Consider the following 17,314-nt stretch of genomic DNA (forward strand, 5'->3'; position numbering starts at 1 on the left):
TTCTCTGGATTTGAATCTGCAAAATTAAAACAAAAATAGAGTTACGATAAAATAACATTAAAACTTATTGCATATTACTTTAAACATGAGTACATTAGTAGCAATAAACAACCTCTAATTATGCACCATTATTACTCGTCCGTTTGTGCCGGGCTTTTATGCCTCGGCCTTCTTTCTGCTCCTGCATATGCGAGAATACAGAAATTTCACGCTGATCCGATATCTGACCAGATCAGCGCTCCTATAACCAAAGAATTGAGTTCCTACCGCATCTTTAGTCAGGATCGATCGGCGATTCTATCTTTTATACATAATATACGCGGTCGGTACAATGACCCTGCTTTCAGTACAACTATTACCATTCCCATGCTGGATGGTAAGGAGGAAGATTTTGTCATCAGCAGCAGTAATATACTCCCGGAATCTTTCCTGGCAGCTAATCCTGACATCCTTGCGTTTAAAGGAGTCTCGGCTGATGGCAAAAAATCGCTACGCCTCACCCTAAGCCCAATGGGTATGATGGGGACGATCCGTATAGCGGGGATGGAAGGCGCCATCTATCTCGCACCGGTCGATCTGCAACAGCCCGACAACCTGATTATTTATTCCGCAAAGGATATGCAGCAACATGTAGCGGCAGCCAAATGCGGCACAGACGGTAGTCTGTATAGTTCAGAACCGGACCTGCATTTAATGACGGCATACCTGGGCTCTTCGCAGATGCGCAATTACCGTCTTGCAGTCGCGGCATCGGGAGAATATACAACCTGGGCCACAGGTCAGGCAGCAGCGCTGGCCCTGATTACGACTTCTGTAAATAATATCAGTGCAATTTATGAAAGAGACGCCAGCATACATTTCACCCTGGTGACCAACAACTCTGTCATATACCCAGATGCGACTATCGATCCTTATACAACTGTTAGTTTTCCTTCCGGCACAACCCTGACGGAAAACAATACTGCACTGAATACCAATATAACCAGTGCAAACTATGATGTCGGCATTTTATTTGGTTACGGATGGTCCGGCGGACTGGCGCAATTAAGTTCTACCTGTGGCTCCAGCAAAGGACGTGGTGCAGGGGGGCTGAGCAGTAGCTTCAGTACCGGCTCTTCCGGTCCGGTGTTTGACAATATGATTGCACATGAGATTGGACACCAGTTTTCTGCACAGCACACCATGGCCTCCAACAACGGTGGCTGTAGCGGCAATACCAATCCTGCCACAGGCTGGGAGCCAGGTGGTGGCTCTACGATCATGGCTTATGCAGGTACCTGTACCGGCAATTCATACCAGAACAACTCTGATGACTATTTTCACGGGGGCAGCCTCGGGCAGATTGCTACCTTTATCACTTCTGGTGCCGGTGCAGGATGTGCGACCCTTAGCAGTAGCGGCAACACGACACCTATCAGCAACGTGACATCGGCCAGCTATTCCATTCCTAACGGCACACCGTTTAAACTTACACTGAATACGACTGATGCCAATGCCGCAGATGTATTGTCCTATACCTGGGAGCAGATAGATGCTATCGGCGGTGCTGGCACTTCCAGCGCTCCAAGTGCAACGGCGACCTCCGGTCCACAGTTCAGATCGTTCCCTCCGGGTACCAGTGCGACCAGATACTTACCGAGCCTTTCGGTATTGTTAGGTAATGCGTCGGGCACATACGAAGTGCTGCCTACTGTAGCCAGGATTATGAACTTCCGTGGCACGGCAAGAGACAACCATTCCGGCGGCGGTGCTGCTGCTTATGCAGATGTAGCGGTTACTACACTGGCTTGTGGTCCGTTTTCATTTACCAACCTGAACACCACTACTTCTCTGGTGGCTAATGGTTCGAATACCGTTACCCTTAACTGGAATACGGCTACGGCCTGTGCTGCAATGCCCAATATCAAAATCTCTTTTTCTACAGACGGGGGCCAGACTTTCCCGTATACAATCCTGGCCAGCACACCTAATGACGGTACCGAAACCATTACGGTACCCAACCTGCCTACCTGTTCCGGTCGCTTTATGATTGAATCAATCGGGAACATTTATTTCAATATCAATGCAGCAGACATCAGCATCAGTTCTGGTTGCTTAGTCAACGGCACACAATTTACACCAGCTACTGCGCTAAGTGCTCCAGTGGGAGATGCCTCATTAAATATGAGCCTGGCACCTGCTTATGGTACAACGATTAGCTCCCCGATTACCGGAGCAATAACCAGTTCTTCTACTGCGGGTAATTTATCGTTCTACAATCCTAATACACCTGCCTGTCAAGGACCTAGTAACAGCAACCGTTATAATCTCATTGAGTTCTATCCATCGGTTTCCGGAACCTATACATTTAACCGAACCACTTCCGGAAGTATTGTAGTAAACTTATATGAAGGCGCTTATAACAGCGCCAGTGTTTGTGACAACTTCCTGGCCTCATCGGCCAATATGAACGCGACAAACGATGGGGTGATCATTGGCACATCTACCAGTGCCAGCCTGTGTGCGAATCAAAAATATGTATTGCAGGTATCGACGTTCAGCAATTCGGTTTCTTTACCAAACAACTTCAGCATTAACGTGGTAACACCTGGTGGCGGCAGTATCAGCACCGGTATCGCTAACCCTGCGGGTACCAATTATATGTATGTTATGGTCAACAATACTACCGGCAATATCGTACAGATCGCTACTACCGCAAATATGACCAATACGGGCAATTTCCCGATCGGCAATTATACTGTGTATGGCTTATCTTCGACCAGCACTGCTGCTGCATTAAATACTACTTATGCCGGCACTTCATTTAACAGCTTTAATACTGCTTTACTGAATCAGACAGGTATCTGCGGACAGGTATCTGCTAATGCGAGAACCATAGCCGTAACGGCTCCGTTGCCGGTAACATTATTAAGCTTTAAAGCCAGCAAAACAACTGCAGGTGATGCATTACTGGACTGGAAAGTAAAAGAAGACGCTATGACTGCCGGTTATACTATTGAACGCAGCCTGGACGGACAATACTTTACGCAGATCGGAACTGTCAGCGCTAAAGGAGATCTGCAAGTTGCAGAACAGGTGTATCAATATACTGACAAGCAATTTGCCTCTTTGAACGGGAAAGTATACTACCGTTTACGTGTAGCTAATAAAGATCAGAGTCTGCAATATTCTGACATTGCGATGCTGCAGAATGGCGAGGCGAGCAACAATATCAGCGTGTTCCCTAACCCGGTTAATCATGATCTGTTTGTGCATTTCAACAACGATCCGGCTGCTACTTACCACATCAGTATTACAGATGTTTTAGGTAAAACGGTATGGCAACAAGACTACCAGAAACTGAGTGGTGCCAGCCGATTGAGCATACCAGTATCATCTTATGCATCTGGTATGTATTATATCAGTATTACGGATGGCACAGATATCAGTACGCACAAGTTCATTAAAAAATAGACGGCTTATTTTTCAACAATAACAAAGGGATGCTTAGACAAGCATCCCTTTTTACGTTAACAACAAATAAATCGAATTTTACTGTTTTTCTTCATTGCGCAATACCACTGTTCCGTCAAAGACATCGATCAGTACCGGTTTGGACTTATCTATATCTCCGGCAATGATATGGCGGCTCAATAAGTTGATGATCTCTTTCTGGATCAGTCTTTTCAACGGACGGGCACCAAACTGCGGATCAAATCCCTGTTCTGCAAAATAATCTATTGCATAGTCTGTAAAGTTCAGCGTAATGCCCTGTTGGGCTACCCGTTCTTTAACTTCATCAAACTGTATTTTGATGATGCCACGAATCTCATTTTTCAGCAGCGGATGGAACATGATTACCTCATCTATACGGTTAATAAATTCCGGTCTCAGGGTTTGACGCAGCATCAGGATCACATCATCTTTTGTGCGTTCAAACACATCGTGGAATTTTGCATCGTTACTACCACTCAGTCCTTCAAAATTTTCCTGTATAATATCAGAACCCAGGTTACTGGTCATGATAATGATGGTATTTTTAAAATTCACCACACGACCTTTATTATCGGTCAGGCGGCCATCATCCAGTACCTGCAGCATCACATTAAATACATCCGGGTGTGCTTTTTCTATCTCATCCAGCAGGATTACAGAATATGGTTTACGGCGCACGGCTTCTGTCAGCTGACCACCCTCATCATAGCCTACATATCCAGGAGGCGCACCCACCAGACGGCTTACGCTATGCTTCTCCTGGTACTCACTCATGTCGATACGGGTCATCATAGAATCATCGTCAAACAGGGCTTCTGCAAGGGCTTTGGCCAGTTCTGTTTTACCCACACCGGTTGTACCCAGGAAAATGAAAGAACCGATTGGCTTGCGTTCATCCTGCAGACCTGCACGGCTTCTGCGAATGGCATCTGCGACTGCAGTAATTGCCTCATCCTGGCCTATTACGCGTTTATGCAACTGTTCTTCCAGGTGCAGTAATTTCTCGCGCTCACTCTGCATCATTTTCTGTACCGGTATGCCGGTAGCCTTTGCTACATTCTCTGCTATATCTTCTGCATCTACTTCTTCTTTCAGTAAGCGACGATCCAGGGCCAGTTCATTCAGGGCATTGGTATTGGATACCAGTTGTGCCTCTTCTTCTTTCAGTTTACCATAGCGGATCTCAGCCACTTTACCGTAATCACCGTCACGCTCTGCTTTTTCGGCTTCCTGTTTCAGGGTTTCAATACGGCTTTTTGACTGCTGTATTTTCTCCACCATTTCCTTTTCGGTAGTCCATTTAGCTTTCAGCGTATCACGCTCTACCAGCAGGTTGGCAATATTGGTATTCAGCGTCTGTAATTTGCTTTCGTCATTCTCCCGTTTGATCGCTTCGCGTTCAATCTCCAGCTGGCGGATTCTTCTTTCCAGTTCATCCAGTGGCTCAGGCATAGAATTCATTTCCAGCTTCAGTTTCGCTGCACTTTCATCGATCAGATCAATCGCTTTATCGGGCAGGAAACGATCGGTAATATATCTTTGAGACAGCTCTACAGCTGCAATTATGGCTTCATCTTTGATGCGCACATGATGGTGTGTTTCATAGCGATCTTTCAATCCGCGCAGGATAGAGATCGCATCATCAGTACTCGGCTCATCTACCATCACTTTCTGGAAGCGGCGCTCCAGGGCTTTATCTTTCTCAAAATACTTCTGGTATTCGTTTAAGGTAGTAGCACCTATGGCTCGCAGTTCGCCGCGGGCCAGGGCCGGCTTCAGGATATTTGCGGCATCCATAGCGCCTTCTCCACCGCCTGCACCGACAAGTGTATGTATCTCGTCAATGAACAGGATGATCTCTCCGTCACTTTCAGAAACTTCTTTCACCACAGATTTCAAGCGCTCTTCAAATTCACCTTTATACTTTGCTCCTGCAATCAGTAATCCCATATCCAGTGCATAGATGATTTTGCTGCGCAGACTATCCGGCACATCACCGTTAATGATACGATGTGCCAAACCTTCTACTATAGCGGTTTTACCCACACCCGGTTCCCCGATCAGTATCGGGTTATTTTTAGATCGGCGGGAAAGGATATGCAGTGTTCTGCGGATCTCTTCATCACGACCGATTACCGGATCGAGTTTACCGGCCTGTGCCAGTTCATTCAAGTTTTTTGCGTACTTGGAAAGGGAATTGTAGCTATTATCTGAAGTTTGAGAATTGACGGTACTGCCCTTTCTCAGGTCTTTAACAGCCGCTACCAGGGCCTTTTCAGTTACCCCGGCATCTTTAAGCAGTTTTGCTGTATCGTCGCTGCCTTGTATAATAGACAGTAAGAGATGCTCCGGACTTACAAATTCATCCCCGAATGTTTTGAGGATATTTGAGGTTCTCAGGATCGCATTGTTTACCTCCCGGCTTACCGACTGTGCGGCATCTCCTCCGGTCTGCTTGGCAATACGGGCAATACTTTCATCCAGTTTTGTATTGATCAGGTTAAGATTACCATTGCTTTTCTTTAATAGAAATTCAATAGGTCCTTCTTTATCTTCCAGCATGGCTTTGAGTAAGTGCTGGGTTTCAATATATGGATTGTTATGGTTAAAGGCGACCTGCTGTGCCTGTTGCAGGGTCTCCTGTGCTTTGATGGTGAAATTATTTAAGTTCATAGCTAGACGCTTTGTTTTCTTTTATAAAATTAATCCTACAAACTAAGCACCAGAAACAAATACATGATATTTCGTCATTATTTAACAGTAGTGCCCTGACGGGCCGTCGTGTCCTGTTTTTATGACCGGAAAATATTACCGATTTTTATATTCTATTGTGTAAAATTGGCATTAAGACTGACTTGCAGGCTCCTGTACGATCGCGTTAAGGTGATCAAAAAATGCCGGATATGATTTATTCACGGCATCAGCCTGTGTAATATGTACCGTACCATCGGCCTTTAAAGCCAGTATAGCTGCTGCCATAGCAATGCGGTGATCATTGCAGGAATCTACAGTTGCGCCTTTTACATCAGCCTTTCCTTTTACGATCATATAATCATCCTGCAGGGTAATAGAAACACCCATTTTGCCCATCTGCTCCTGCAAGGTCAGGGCACGGTTACTCTCCTTATGTTGTAATCTGCTTACGCCTTCTATAACAGAAGTTCCTTCTGCGCAGGCAGCCAGCACCACTAATGGAGGGAACAGGTCCGGGCAGTCTGTTGCATCGAACTGGAATGCTTTCAGGGCCTGATGTTGCACCACAACTTCTTCTGTAGTGATAGACATACGACAACCACAATCATGCAGGGCTTCTATAATTTTTTTATCGGCCTGTGCTGAGAATACGTCCAGTCCGCTGACGCTTACCGATCCGGCGATAGCACCGGCAACAAGAAAGAATGCTGCATTACTCCAATCGCCCTCTACAGACACTTTTTTCAGCCCCTGAGCGGCAACAGCTTTTTTCGGATTAAAGGTGAATCGTTTGTAATTATCGTTCTGCGGTACATTCATACCAAAAATCTCCAGTACCTGTAAGGTAAGATCAATATAAGGTTTGCTATTCAGCTGCAGGACGGCAATGGTTACGGGTTCGGTGATCTCCGCCTGAGCATAGGCCATCAGCACACCGGTAAGTACCTGAGAGGTAATGCTTCCGTCCAGGGTGATATCTTTAGGCTGCAAGGGGCCTTTTATGGTAATCGGGAACCCTTGTGTGACATCGCTGGTATAGTGTATACCAAGCGTAGTACATGCCTCTTCTATAAGCTTCAGTGGTCGGTTCCGCAAAGAACCTTCCGCTTCTATAGCGATCTCTTTGCCGGCCAGTGCCGCAATCATACTAAACATACGCAATGCCAGACCACTTTCTCCACAATGAATCATCGGTTCTATCGCATCATTCGGAAAGCCCTCCGAATCCACTTCAACCTTTTGCTCATCCGGTATATATTGTGCTGCAGCTCCCAACTGTCTGATCAGGGAAAGCGCGGCTTTCTCATCTGCAGAGCCGCCGAAGTGCTCCAGCACGGTCTTTCCCTTGCGTAATAATGCCGCGGCCAGCAGGCGCTGACTTACACTTTTAGAAGATGGGATACGTATATTTCCTTTAACGGCCTGTGGTTGTATAGATATATTCATTAATGATCACTGTTTTGAAAATATGCTGATTAGTGCATTGCTGCAGCTATGATATCAAATGAGATGGTGCTGATCTCTGCTGCTCCGATGGATTGTAGTAAAATATAGTCAATCCCGGATCCTGCTGTTTTCTTATCGGCCTGCATTAATGCAAGTGTGGCTTCTTTATCAAAAGCCAGATGGTGCGGTAAGTGATATTGCACGATCAGTTTTTGTAACCGTTCTGCTTCTGTAAAGCCTGTTAATTGTGCAGATAGTTGCGCGGCAAAACACATGCCTATGCTTACAGCTGCACCATGGGCCAGCTGATACGGGTTTTCTATGGCATGGGCCAGTGTATGGCCGAAGTTGAGTTTCTTACGCTCTCCCCGTTCAAATTCATCCTGCTGTACCACTCTTGCTTTCAGTAAAGCATTGCGTTGTACCAGTTCGGCTAATAATGTATGCTGCTGCTGATAGTCTGCCAGTGTATGTGCTTCCAGCGCGGCAAATAAATCGGCATCATAGATCGCCGCGTGTTTAATGATTTCTGCGAAACCATTGATCCACTCTTCCTGCGGAAGCGTACGCAGCAATTGATAATCATACAACAGGAACTCCGGCTGCAGTGTAAGTCCAATCATGTTTTTGGCCATGCCGATATCCAGCCCGTTCTTCCCTCCGATAGCAGCATCTACCATAGCCAGTATTGTTGTCGGTACAAATCCGAAACGGATGCCCCGTTTATATATGCCGGCAAGGAATCCGGTAAAATCGGAGACTACTCCACCGCCAACACCAACCAGAAAACAGTTACGATCTGCATGGAATGCAAGCAATTCATTTACGGCACGCTCCAGTACCGTAAGGCTTTTGGCCGCTTCTCCTGCAGGAAGTATAATTACTTCTTTGTCTGCAAAGATGGCTTCATGTGCTGCATAAACATTTGTATCGGTCACATAGATTGTGCGTCCGGACAGCAGTTCCGGCAATGCCTCTATTGACGCATCGAAACAAAATTGTGTTGCAGCCTTTGTGAATTGTATCGAAATCGCCTGCATGATTAATCTTTTTTCTGATTCATGACCATATCCTGTTGCTTAATGCTCTCCAGGTGTATGGCATCGAAATACTGAATGATGAATTCTTCGCTTAATCCCAGGGCGGCACCTTTGGCACATAAACGGTCCAGTATTTCCTTCCAGCGGCTTACCTGCAGAATCGTGACATCATTCTCTTTTTTATATTTACCGATCTCCTGTACCAGCTGCATCCGGCTGGCCAGCAGTTCGATGATTTCATTATCCAACTGGTTGATCTGCGTGCGGTATTTCTGCATCAGGGTGTGCAACTCTTCCGTGGGCATTTCTTCCTGCCTCCAGATAATCTGATCCAGAATATGCACCAGATTATTGGGGGTTACCTGCTGACGGGCATCGCTCCAGGCAGCATCGGGGTTGATATGGGATTCTATCATAACCCCGTCATAGCGCAGGTCCATTGCTTTTTGAATGGTTTCCTGCAGCAGGTGGCGATTACCGCAGATATGTGAGGGGTCAATAATAAAAGGTACATCACTGCATCTGCGTTTCATTTCCAGTGCCAGATGCCACATGGGTGCATTGCGGTATACGGTATTGCCATAATGCGAAAACCCACGATGTATCAGACCAATCGCCTTATCTCCCGTTTTCTGCATGCGCTCATAGGCTCCAAGCCAGAGTTCCACATCTGCATTCACCGGGTTCTTGATATATACCGGTACATCTACACCATACAATACGTCTGCGACTTCCTGTACACTGAAGGGGTTTACAGTCGTGCGGGCACCGATCCAGAGCACGTCGATTCCGGCTTTGAGTGCCTCTTCTGTCTGCCGGGCATTGGCCACTTCTACAGCCAGGGGCAAGCCTGTCTGATCTTTGGCTTCCTGTAGCCAGCTCAGCCCAACTGATCCTACTCCTTCGAAACTGCCCGGTCTTGTCCGGGGTTTCCAGATACCGGCACGTAATATATCTACTCTACCCGTCTGTTTTAATGCCTCTGCTGTAGCCAATACCTGTTCACGCGTTTCGGCACTGCAAGGGCCGGAAATGATCAGGGGTCGTTTATCTAAAATCTGCTTTATTGTTTCTGCACTCATGTGATTTCTCTTAATATAGTTCAGGGCTTATCCCTTTTTACGATCAGCACCCAGTCTGACTCCAGCGACAGGTATCCGTATTCGTAACAGAACTGGTATACATGGCCTTTCTGCGTCTGGTGCTGATGGGTATGATAACGGGTTTGAAAACCATGCTGTAGCAAGGTTTCCCGACGTACTTTAACCGTCGGTTCTCCTGTTTCCATCAACTGCTGCAAAATTCGCCTATTCTTGCGCAGTATATTGTTAATATTTCGGACAAAATTGTTCTGATCACTGTTTTGCCGGTTATTAAAATGGTTACGGCAAGCATCATCACAGAATTTTTTATCTGTACGGCCTTTTAGTTGCCTGGAGCAGTCCAGGCAACGCTTTTCTTTGGTTTCCATAGGTTTCAATTCGGTTTTAGACGACAACAAACGGTTACAAACAATTATACCAGTACATAAGCACTTAAATACCGGTTCAGGCCGCTACCCGTCTGCATCTTTGTATCAGCAAGTAACACAAAATAGCAAACAAATTTCATTATTCATTTTAAATTTTATTCAGATGAACAGCTTAAACAACAGCGTAAGATTAATCGGTTATGCAGGAGCAGACCCGGAGACTAAAACCCTGGACAATGGTATTACTGTAGCCCGTGTACGCCTGGCAACGAATGACCGGTACAAAAACAGGAAAGGAGAATGGCAGCATGAAACTACCTGGCACCAGATCGTACTCTGGGACAAACTGGCGGCCAAAGCAGAACAGCAAATATTTAAAGGGGCTATGATACTGATTGAGGGTAAGATTACCAGCCGCAGCTATGTCAATGCCTCAGGACAGGCACAATATATTACCGAAATAAGGGCCGGTAATTACATGCTTCTGGATAAGAAGAACGATCAACAGTGGCCTGAGCAGGCTGAGGAAAGCTTTGTAGCAGAAGAGCATCTGCCTTTCTAAAATAAAACCTGCACCTTAACACCTTAATATGCGATTAAAGACAAACGGTTTGTCTTTAATCGCATATTTTTGCAAGACAAACATTGTCTTATTTATGCTACAAGCAGGAGATAAAGCTCCCGATTTCAAAGCAATTGACCAATATGGCCAGGAGCACCAGTTAAAGGATTATAAAGGAAAGAAACTGGCTATTTATTTTTATCCGAAGGATAATACACCAACCTGTACTACACAGGCCTGTAACCTGAGAGACAACTTCAATACCTTAAAAGATAAGGGGATTACCATTCTCGGCGTAAGCATTGACGCGACCAAAAGTCACCAGAAATTTTCGGATAAGTTCCAGTTAAACTTCCCTATCCTGTCTGACGAAGATCACCATATGGTAGAGGCTTATCAGGTCTGGCAGCTGAAAAAGTTTATGGGCAGGGAATATATGGGTACGGTGCGTACTACCTTCTTAATTAACGAGAAAGGTATTATCGAACACATTATCGATAAGGTAAAAAGTAAGGATCATGCACAGCAGATCCTGGATACCTGGGCGCTGAATTAAACTTCTGCCGAATTTTATTATCTTAGTACTATTGTTTGGCATCGCTGCCTTAACATCCGAAAAATATACATTATGATGAAAAATATCCTGAAAGGCGGACTTTTGATCGCTTCTTTATTTGCAACAGGTGTGCAGGCAAAGGCACAGAATGCCAATGAACTGCTCAACTCCCTGTTTGGCAATAAAAACCAGCAAAATACTTCCGGCACGAACAGCGCCGGCAACCTGAGCAATGCACAGGTTGTAAGTGGCCTCAAAGAAGCCTTGCGGATAGGAGCCAATAATGCTGCCGGTAAATTATCGGTTACAGATGGTTTCTTTAAAAATGCTGCTGTAAAAATCCTGATGCCGCCTGAGGTACAGCAGGTAGAAAGGACCCTGCGTTCTGTGGGTATGGGCGCCTTGGTAGATAAAGCGATCCTGTCGATGAACCGCGCTGCGGAGGATGCATCCAAACAGGCTGCTCCTATTTTCGTCAATGCCATTACAACTATGTCTTTGCAGGATGGTATCGGTATCCTGACCGGTGGCAACAATGCGGCGACCAATTACCTGAAACTGAGGACTTCTGATGCACTTACACAAGCGTTCAGACCAATCATTCAGAGTTCCCTGCAAAAGGTTGGTGCAACCAATATCTGGAAAACGGTATTCACTACTTATAACCAGTTACCGCTGGTGAGCCGCAAGGTTAATCCAGACCTGAGTAGCTATGTGGTACAAAAAGCAATGGACGGTATGTTCTACAGCATTGCTCAGGAAGAAACCAAGATCCGTACAGACCCTGCTGCACAGGTAACCAGCCTGTTGAAACAGGTGTTCGGAAGGAAATAAGAAAATTCATTTTATAGTCAAAAGCGATATGCCCTGCATGTCGCTTTTTTGATTATAAAGGCATAAATGAAGCAAATACGCAGATAAACATTACGCATTTATGAAATTGTTTATTCAATGCCTATTTATATTAATTTTGCAGCCATGAAATACTTAATCGTTGGCCTGGGCAATATCGGTTATGAATATGATGCGACCAGGCACAATATCGGTTTTGATGTAGCGGATGCCTTCGTGATCAAACACGGGGGTAAATTTGAACAGGATCGGCTGGCTTTTGTGGCTAATGTAAAATGGAAGGGTAAACAATTTGTCGTGATCAAACCGACAACTTATATGAACCTGAGTGGTAAGGCCCTTAAGTACTGGATGGATAAAGAAAAAATTGCACTGGAAAATGTCCTGGTTATCGTTGATGACCTGGCGCTTCCTCTGGAGGCGCTACGCCTGCGCCCCAGCGGTAGTGATGCCGGCCATAACGGGCTGCGCGATATACAGGCAACCTTAGGCACGACCAATTATCCGCGTTTACGCTTCGGTATCGGCAATAATTTCCCAAAAGGCAAGCAAGTCGATTTTGTACTGGGTAAATGGAAGCCCGATGAAATGCCAATCATCCATGAAAAAGTGCTTACCTCAATCGATATTATTGAGAGCTTTGCCGCTATGGGTATGGCTCGTACCATGAATACTTATAATAAATAATCTCATTCAAAATAGTACCTTTGTAAGATGAATCAGAATACTATCGCATCTATTATTCCTCAGGATTTTGATGACAGTTCGCGTGTATGGATCTATCAGAGTACCCGACCATTTAATGAACAGCAGGAATTGGAGATCAATGAACAATTACTGCATTTTATCAGCCAGTGGAATGCGCACGGCGCACCAGTTAAAGGCTGGGGTAAATTATTGTTCGGTCGTTTTGTTGTACTGATGGCTGATGAAACGCAGGAGAAAGTAAGCGGCTGCAGTACTGATAGTTCTGTAAGAGTGATCAAGAGCATCGAGCGCCAGTACGAATGCAACCTGTTTGATCGCCTTTCAATTACCTTCCTGGTAAAAGGCAAAGCCGAGGTGCTGCCGATGAACCAGGTACAATATGCACTGGATAAGGGTTATATACAACAGGACACATTACTGTTCAACAACCTGGTATCCAGCAAGAAGGAGATGCTGGAGCAATGGCTGCAACCGCTGCAGGATAGCTGGCTGGCCCCACGTTTACAATTTTCTACTCCTACCAACTCATAAACATGATCTTATCAGATAAAAAAATCTTAGCTGAGATTGAAAAAGGAACGATTGTTATCGATCCTTATGACAGAAGCTACCTTGGCAGTAATTCTTATGATGTGCATCTGGGTAAATATTTAGCCGTATACAAAGATGCGATCCTGGATGCGAAGGCTCATAATGAGATCACCCATTTCGAAATACCGGAAGATGGTTATGTATTGCAACCGGGTGTATTATACCTGGGGGTAACGCAGGAGTATACCGAAACGCATGAGCATGTGCCATTCCTCGAAGGAAAATCCTCTACAGGCCGCCTGGGTATTGACATTCATGCTACCGCGGGTAAAGGTGATGTTGGTTTTTGTAATACCTGGACCTTGGAAATTTCCTGTGTGCATCCGGTGCGGATCTATGCCGGCATGCCGATCGGTCAGCTGATCTACTTCCCGGTAGACGGCGAGGTAGAGCACCTGTACAATAAAAAACAAAATGCCAAGTATACCGAACGTACGATACGCCCGGTAGAAAGTATGATGTGGAAAAACAGCTTTTAATTTTTATATAGTTATATAATGATGAATATTGGAATCGTCGGTTGCGGAGCCATGGGTAATGGTATTGCCCAGGTAGCTGCAATGGCAGGACATACAGTTGTGGTTTATGATAACAATGCTGCGGCATTGGACAAAGCCAGACAATCGACAGAAAAAACACTGCAAAAACTTGCAGAGAAAGGTAAGATAGCTGATGCACAGGCTTTACTGGCTCAGTATACTTATTCCAGCGATCTGGCTGCGCTTAAAGACAGCGGCCTGATCATTGAAGCAATCATTGAAAACCTGGATATAAAGAAAGCTGTATTTGCGCAGCTGGAAGCACTGGTACAGGATAGCTGTATCCTGGCATCCAACACCTCTTCCCTCTCTATTGCCTCTATTGCAGCGGCTTGTACAAAATCGGAAAGGGTGATTGGTATCCACTTCTTTAATCCTGCGCCGGTAATGGCCCTGGTAGAAATCATTCCTGCTATACAGACCCGTGAAGGCCTGGCTGATGAGATCAAAGAGCTAATGCTGCAATGGAAAAAAGTACCGGTGCTGACCAAAGATACTCCGGGCTTTATTGTGAATCGTGTGGCACGCCCTTTCTATGGAGAGGCGATCCGCATTATGGAAGAAGGACTTGCGACCAAAGAAGATATTGACCTGGCAATGACACAGGTGGGTGGTTTTAAAATGGGACCATTCATGCTGACTGATTATATCGGCCATGATGTAAACTATATCGTTACAGAAACTGTATTCCAGTCATTCTATTACGATCCTAAATACCGTCCGGCATTTGCGCAGAAACGCCTGCTGGAAGCGGGTTGGCTGGGTCGCAAATCGGGTAAAGGTTTTTATAATTACGAGCAGGGAGAACCGGCTTTGACCAGTTCTTTATCTGAGAAGGAGCAAAAAGCTATTGTTGAGCGTATACTGTTTATGCTGATCAATGAAGCTGTCGAAGCTTTATACCTGAACATTGCTACGGCTGCCGACCTGGATCTGGCTATGACCAAAGGGGTAAACTACCCTAAAGGTCTGCTGCAATGGTGCGATGAGCTGGGTGCAGATTACGTTCTGGCGGGATTAGATGCTTTATATAATACCTATCACGATGACCGTTATCGTGCAAGTGCTTTATTAAGAAAATATGGTGCGGAGAAAAGAAAATTCTTCAATTAAATATATTAAATAAAAAGCGGCGCTACGATATTGTAGCGCCGCTTTCTTATACAATAATCTTGCATAAAAGAAGGCGCATTATGCGCCTTCCTGAAAAAATTCTTACTTAATATTCTTCTTCATTAAAGAAGAAGTCATCCTGGGTCGGGTAATCAGGCCATATATCTTCTACTCCTTCGTAAAGTTCACCTTCATCTTCTAACTCCTGAAGGTTCTCTACCACTTCCAGAGGGGCTCCAGAACGGATTGCGTAGTCAATTAATTCGTCTTTTGTAGCAGGCCATGGTGCATCTTCTAAATGTGATGCTAATTCTAAAGTCCAAAACATATTATAATTATTTTCTTGTAGTTTTAATTTCGGCAAATGTAAGATATAGTTGATAAAAAAATGCAAGTTTTTTATCCGGAAATATTAAATTTTAGTTATAAAGCAAAACCCTTGCCAGGAGGGCAAATCGGGATAATAGTATTACATTTACACTCCTTAATAATCACCTTTTTATTCTGAATTATGTTATTACAGGCTCAGCATTTATCTAAAAGCTATGGAACACTGGAAGTATTGAAGGATGTTTCGCTCTCTATTGAGAAGGGAACATTTGTGGCCATAGTTGGTCCATCCGGTGCGGGCAAAAGTACGCTGCTGCATATCCTGGGCCTGCTGGACAATCCAGGCACAGGTTCTGTATCTATACTGGATACGCCTTTAGAGCGCATGCCTTCCCGTAAGCAAGCGGCTTTTCGCAATAAAAATATTGGTTTTGTGTTTCAGTCTCATCATTTACTTCCGGAATTTACAGCCCTGGAAAATGTAAGTATGCCTTTATGGATAAATGGTATGGCAAAGGAAAAAGCAATGGAAGAAGCGCGTATTGCATTGCAGCAAGTGGGCCTTTCGGCAAGGGTAGATCATAAGCCCAGTGCGCTTTCCGGCGGGGAACAACAGAGAGTGGCTATCGCACGAGCCATTGTACAGAAACCTGCAGTGATCTTTGCAGACGAGCCTACAGGCAACCTGGATACGGCTACTGCGGCAGCGGTTAACCAGTTATTCCTCGACCTTAAGGCACGCTACCAGCTTACCTTTGTCGTAGTTACACACAATGAGCAACTGGCTGCACTGGCAGATCGTGTACTAACAATGAAAGATGGACGCATTATCGCAGATAGTATGGATACTGCACTGAAAACTACTTTGAATTAGTCCAGGTAAAAAGTCCGTTCTTTACAAACTGATAGGGATAAAATTGTCCTTTGAACCGCTCCAGTGCTTTTTGCACCGCATACTTACTATTGCCGGGACAATAGAATACCATAAATCCACCACCTCCGGCTCCGCTTATTTTGCCTCCGGTAGCCCCGGCATCCAGTGCCGTTGCATAGATCTCATCTATGAGTGAGTTAGAAATGTCTTTAGCAGTTTGTTTCTTATGTTCAAACCCGAAATGCAATATCTCCCCTATCGCATCAATATTCCCGATAAGTAAGGCTTCTTTCATCATTATAGATTGCTCTTTCAGATGAGACATGGCTTCGATGGAGTCTGCTCTGCGCTCTGCAATATTTTTGCTTTGTGCGTCAATAATTTTTGCGGACACCCGGCTGGTTGAAGTATAAAACAGTAAAAGGTTATTTTCGAGTTCGTGTATATGACTGGAACGCACCCGAAGAGGATTGACGATTACTTTATCCTCAGAAAAGAATTCCATATAATTGAAGCCTCCGAATGTTGCGGCATACTGGTCTTGCTTACCACCGGACATTTTAAGGTCTTCTCTTTCGATGCTATAGGCCAGGCGGGCAATTTCGTATTCGCCCAGCGGCAATTTAAGCCATTCAATAAATGCTCCTAATATCGCAACCACAAGAGTAGAAGAGGTACCTAAACCAGAACCTGCCGGTACATCGACAGAGGTGGTGAGGCGAAACCCGCTGCTTACCGGTCCATAAGTCGCTACAATGCGGTTATAAATACCTTTAGCCAGATCTAGATAACCATCAATGGGTAAGGCATCGGCCAGGGAATACTCTTTGTATTCGTCCCGGTCTACTGCTTCAATAACAATTGCAGGCTCGTCGATGGGTTCTATAGAAGCATAGGCATAAAGGGAGATGGTTGTATTTAATATGGCACCTCCATAGAGATCACTATACGGACTTACATCGGTTCCACCACCGGCCAGGCCTATACGCAAGGGAGCTTTGCTTCTATATAACATGTGAACGCTTACAAATTTTGAGCCACAAATATATATAAAAAACAAGTCG

Annotated in this window: 16 protein-coding genes; 9 read left to right on the forward strand and 7 right to left on the reverse strand. The window is 45.1% G+C overall.

The annotated features are described in order from the left end of the window. Nucleotides 1-120: 120 nt before the first annotated feature. A complete protein-coding gene (locus EMP01_RS02725) occupies nt 121-3,453 on the forward strand; it encodes a zinc-dependent metalloprotease (protein WP_129019952.1) in 3,333 nt (1,110 codons plus the stop codon). A gap of 78 nt (nt 3,454-3,531) precedes the next feature. Here the strand turns inward: EMP01_RS02725 and clpB are convergent, their stop codons facing one another. The 5 genes from clpB to EMP01_RS02750 form a co-directional block, all read right to left on the reverse strand. Further along, a complete protein-coding gene (gene clpB, locus EMP01_RS02730; RefSeq protein ID WP_129019953.1) occupies nt 3,532-6,147 on the reverse strand; it encodes an ATP-dependent chaperone ClpB in 2,616 nt (871 codons plus the stop codon). Nucleotides 6,148-6,318: 171 nt separating this feature from the next. Further along, the gene (aroA, locus tag EMP01_RS02735; RefSeq protein WP_129019954.1) at nt 6,319-7,614 is read right to left on the reverse strand and encodes a 3-phosphoshikimate 1-carboxyvinyltransferase; all 1,296 of its coding nucleotides are present in this window, start codon (nt 7,612-7,614) and stop codon (nt 6,319-6,321) included. Between the two features lie 29 nt (nt 7,615-7,643). Continuing rightward, entirely contained in the window at nt 7,644-8,654 is a 1,011-nt protein-coding gene (gene aroB, locus EMP01_RS02740) for a 3-dehydroquinate synthase (protein WP_129019955.1), read from the reverse strand. Between the two features lie 2 nt (nt 8,655-8,656). After that, nucleotides 8,657-9,736, reverse strand: a complete 1,080-nt coding sequence (locus EMP01_RS02745) for a chorismate mutase (protein WP_129019956.1) — start codon at nt 9,734-9,736, stop codon at nt 8,657-8,659. A gap of 20 nt (nt 9,737-9,756) precedes the next feature. Further along, nucleotides 9,757-10,125: a hypothetical protein gene (locus tag EMP01_RS02750; protein WP_129019957.1), complete on the reverse strand. Its 369-nt coding sequence runs from the start codon at nt 10,123-10,125 to the stop codon at nt 9,757-9,759. Nucleotides 10,126-10,288: 163 nt separating this feature from the next. Between EMP01_RS02750 and EMP01_RS02755 the strand changes: the two genes are divergently transcribed. From EMP01_RS02755 to EMP01_RS02785, 7 genes are all read left to right on the forward strand, one after another. Next, entirely contained in the window at nt 10,289-10,687 is a 399-nt protein-coding gene (locus tag EMP01_RS02755; protein ID WP_129019958.1) for a single-stranded DNA-binding protein, read from the forward strand. A 94-nt stretch (nt 10,688-10,781) separates the two neighbouring features. Further along, nucleotides 10,782-11,243 (forward strand): thioredoxin-dependent thiol peroxidase, encoded by a 462-nt coding sequence (gene bcp / locus EMP01_RS02760; RefSeq protein ID WP_129019959.1) that lies wholly within the window; start codon nt 10,782-10,784, stop codon nt 11,241-11,243. 72 nt (nt 11,244-11,315) lie between these two features. After that, entirely contained in the window at nt 11,316-12,077 is a 762-nt protein-coding gene (locus tag EMP01_RS02765; RefSeq protein ID WP_237559453.1) for a DUF4197 domain-containing protein, read from the forward strand. A gap of 144 nt (nt 12,078-12,221) precedes the next feature. Next, on the forward strand, nt 12,222-12,782 hold the full coding sequence (gene pth, locus EMP01_RS02770) for an aminoacyl-tRNA hydrolase (RefSeq protein ID WP_129019961.1): 561 nt from the start codon (nt 12,222-12,224) through the stop codon (nt 12,780-12,782). A 27-nt stretch (nt 12,783-12,809) separates the two neighbouring features. Further along, the gene (locus tag EMP01_RS02775; protein ID WP_129019962.1) at nt 12,810-13,334 is read left to right on the forward strand and encodes a hypothetical protein; all 525 of its coding nucleotides are present in this window, start codon (nt 12,810-12,812) and stop codon (nt 13,332-13,334) included. Nucleotides 13,335-13,336: 2 nt separating this feature from the next. Then, nucleotides 13,337-13,873, forward strand: coding sequence for a dCTP deaminase (gene dcd, locus EMP01_RS02780; RefSeq protein WP_129019963.1), 537 nt, complete (start codon nt 13,337-13,339; stop codon nt 13,871-13,873). Nucleotides 13,874-13,891: 18 nt separating this feature from the next. Then, the gene (locus tag EMP01_RS02785; RefSeq protein WP_202615977.1) at nt 13,892-15,046 is read left to right on the forward strand and encodes a 3-hydroxyacyl-CoA dehydrogenase NAD-binding domain-containing protein; all 1,155 of its coding nucleotides are present in this window, start codon (nt 13,892-13,894) and stop codon (nt 15,044-15,046) included. A gap of 106 nt (nt 15,047-15,152) precedes the next feature. Here EMP01_RS02785 and EMP01_RS02790 read toward each other — a convergent pair whose 3' ends face one another. Beyond that, nucleotides 15,153-15,374, reverse strand: coding sequence for a DUF2795 domain-containing protein (locus EMP01_RS02790; RefSeq protein ID WP_129020625.1), 222 nt, complete (start codon nt 15,372-15,374; stop codon nt 15,153-15,155). A 183-nt stretch (nt 15,375-15,557) separates the two neighbouring features. On the opposite strand from EMP01_RS02790, the gene EMP01_RS02795 reads away from it, so the two are divergent. Then, nucleotides 15,558-16,250, forward strand: coding sequence for an ABC transporter ATP-binding protein (locus EMP01_RS02795; RefSeq protein WP_129019964.1), 693 nt, complete (start codon nt 15,558-15,560; stop codon nt 16,248-16,250). Here EMP01_RS02795 and EMP01_RS02800 read toward each other — a convergent pair. Beyond that, nucleotides 16,237-17,265 carry a GHMP family kinase ATP-binding protein gene (locus EMP01_RS02800; protein WP_129019965.1) on the reverse strand — a complete coding sequence of 343 codons (1,029 nt, stop codon included), beginning with the start codon at nt 17,263-17,265 and terminating at the stop codon, nt 16,237-16,239. The genes EMP01_RS02795 and EMP01_RS02800 overlap by 14 nt on opposite strands. Between the last annotated feature and the right edge of the window lie 49 nt (nt 17,266-17,314).

It is taken from the genome of Edaphocola flava, from assembly GCF_004118155.1.
Classification (GTDB): Bacteria; Bacteroidota; Bacteroidia; order Chitinophagales; family Chitinophagaceae; genus Edaphocola; species Edaphocola flava.

What these genes read in the sequence shown, in the direction of transcription:
- clpB (WP_129019953.1), bottom strand. Translation starts at nt 6,147, where the DNA reads ATGAACTTAAATAATTTCACCATCAAAGCACAGGAGACCCTGCAACAG.
- EMP01_RS02785 (WP_202615977.1), top strand. Translation starts at nt 13,892, where the DNA reads ATGATGAATATTGGAATCGTCGGTTGCGGAGCCATGGGTAATGGTATT.
- aroB (WP_129019955.1), bottom strand. Translation starts at nt 8,654, where the DNA reads ATGCAGGCGATTTCGATACAATTCACAAAGGCTGCAACACAATTTTGT.
- EMP01_RS02800 (WP_129019965.1), bottom strand. Translation starts at nt 17,265, where the DNA reads ATGTTATATAGAAGCAAAGCTCCCTTGCGTATAGGCCTGGCCGGTGGT.
- EMP01_RS02745 (WP_129019956.1), bottom strand. Translation starts at nt 9,736, where the DNA reads ATGAGTGCAGAAACAATAAAGCAGATTTTAGATAAACGACCCCTGATC.
- EMP01_RS02755 (WP_129019958.1), top strand. Translation starts at nt 10,289, where the DNA reads ATGAACAGCTTAAACAACAGCGTAAGATTAATCGGTTATGCAGGAGCA.
- EMP01_RS02795 (WP_129019964.1), top strand. Translation starts at nt 15,558, where the DNA reads ATGTTATTACAGGCTCAGCATTTATCTAAAAGCTATGGAACACTGGAA.
- EMP01_RS02790 (WP_129020625.1), bottom strand. Translation starts at nt 15,374, where the DNA reads ATGTTTTGGACTTTAGAATTAGCATCACATTTAGAAGATGCACCATGG.
- EMP01_RS02775 (WP_129019962.1), top strand. Translation starts at nt 12,810, where the DNA reads ATGAATCAGAATACTATCGCATCTATTATTCCTCAGGATTTTGATGAC.
- pth (WP_129019961.1), top strand. Translation starts at nt 12,222, where the DNA reads ATGAAATACTTAATCGTTGGCCTGGGCAATATCGGTTATGAATATGAT.
- bcp (WP_129019959.1), top strand. Translation starts at nt 10,782, where the DNA reads ATGCTACAAGCAGGAGATAAAGCTCCCGATTTCAAAGCAATTGACCAA.
- EMP01_RS02725 (WP_129019952.1), top strand. Translation starts at nt 121, where the DNA reads ATGCACCATTATTACTCGTCCGTTTGTGCCGGGCTTTTATGCCTCGGC.
- dcd (WP_129019963.1), top strand. Translation starts at nt 13,337, where the DNA reads ATGATCTTATCAGATAAAAAAATCTTAGCTGAGATTGAAAAAGGAACG.
- EMP01_RS02750 (WP_129019957.1), bottom strand. Translation starts at nt 10,125, where the DNA reads ATGGAAACCAAAGAAAAGCGTTGCCTGGACTGCTCCAGGCAACTAAAA.
- aroA (WP_129019954.1), bottom strand. Translation starts at nt 7,614, where the DNA reads ATGAATATATCTATACAACCACAGGCCGTTAAAGGAAATATACGTATC.
- EMP01_RS02765 (WP_237559453.1), top strand. Translation starts at nt 11,316, where the DNA reads ATGATGAAAAATATCCTGAAAGGCGGACTTTTGATCGCTTCTTTATTT.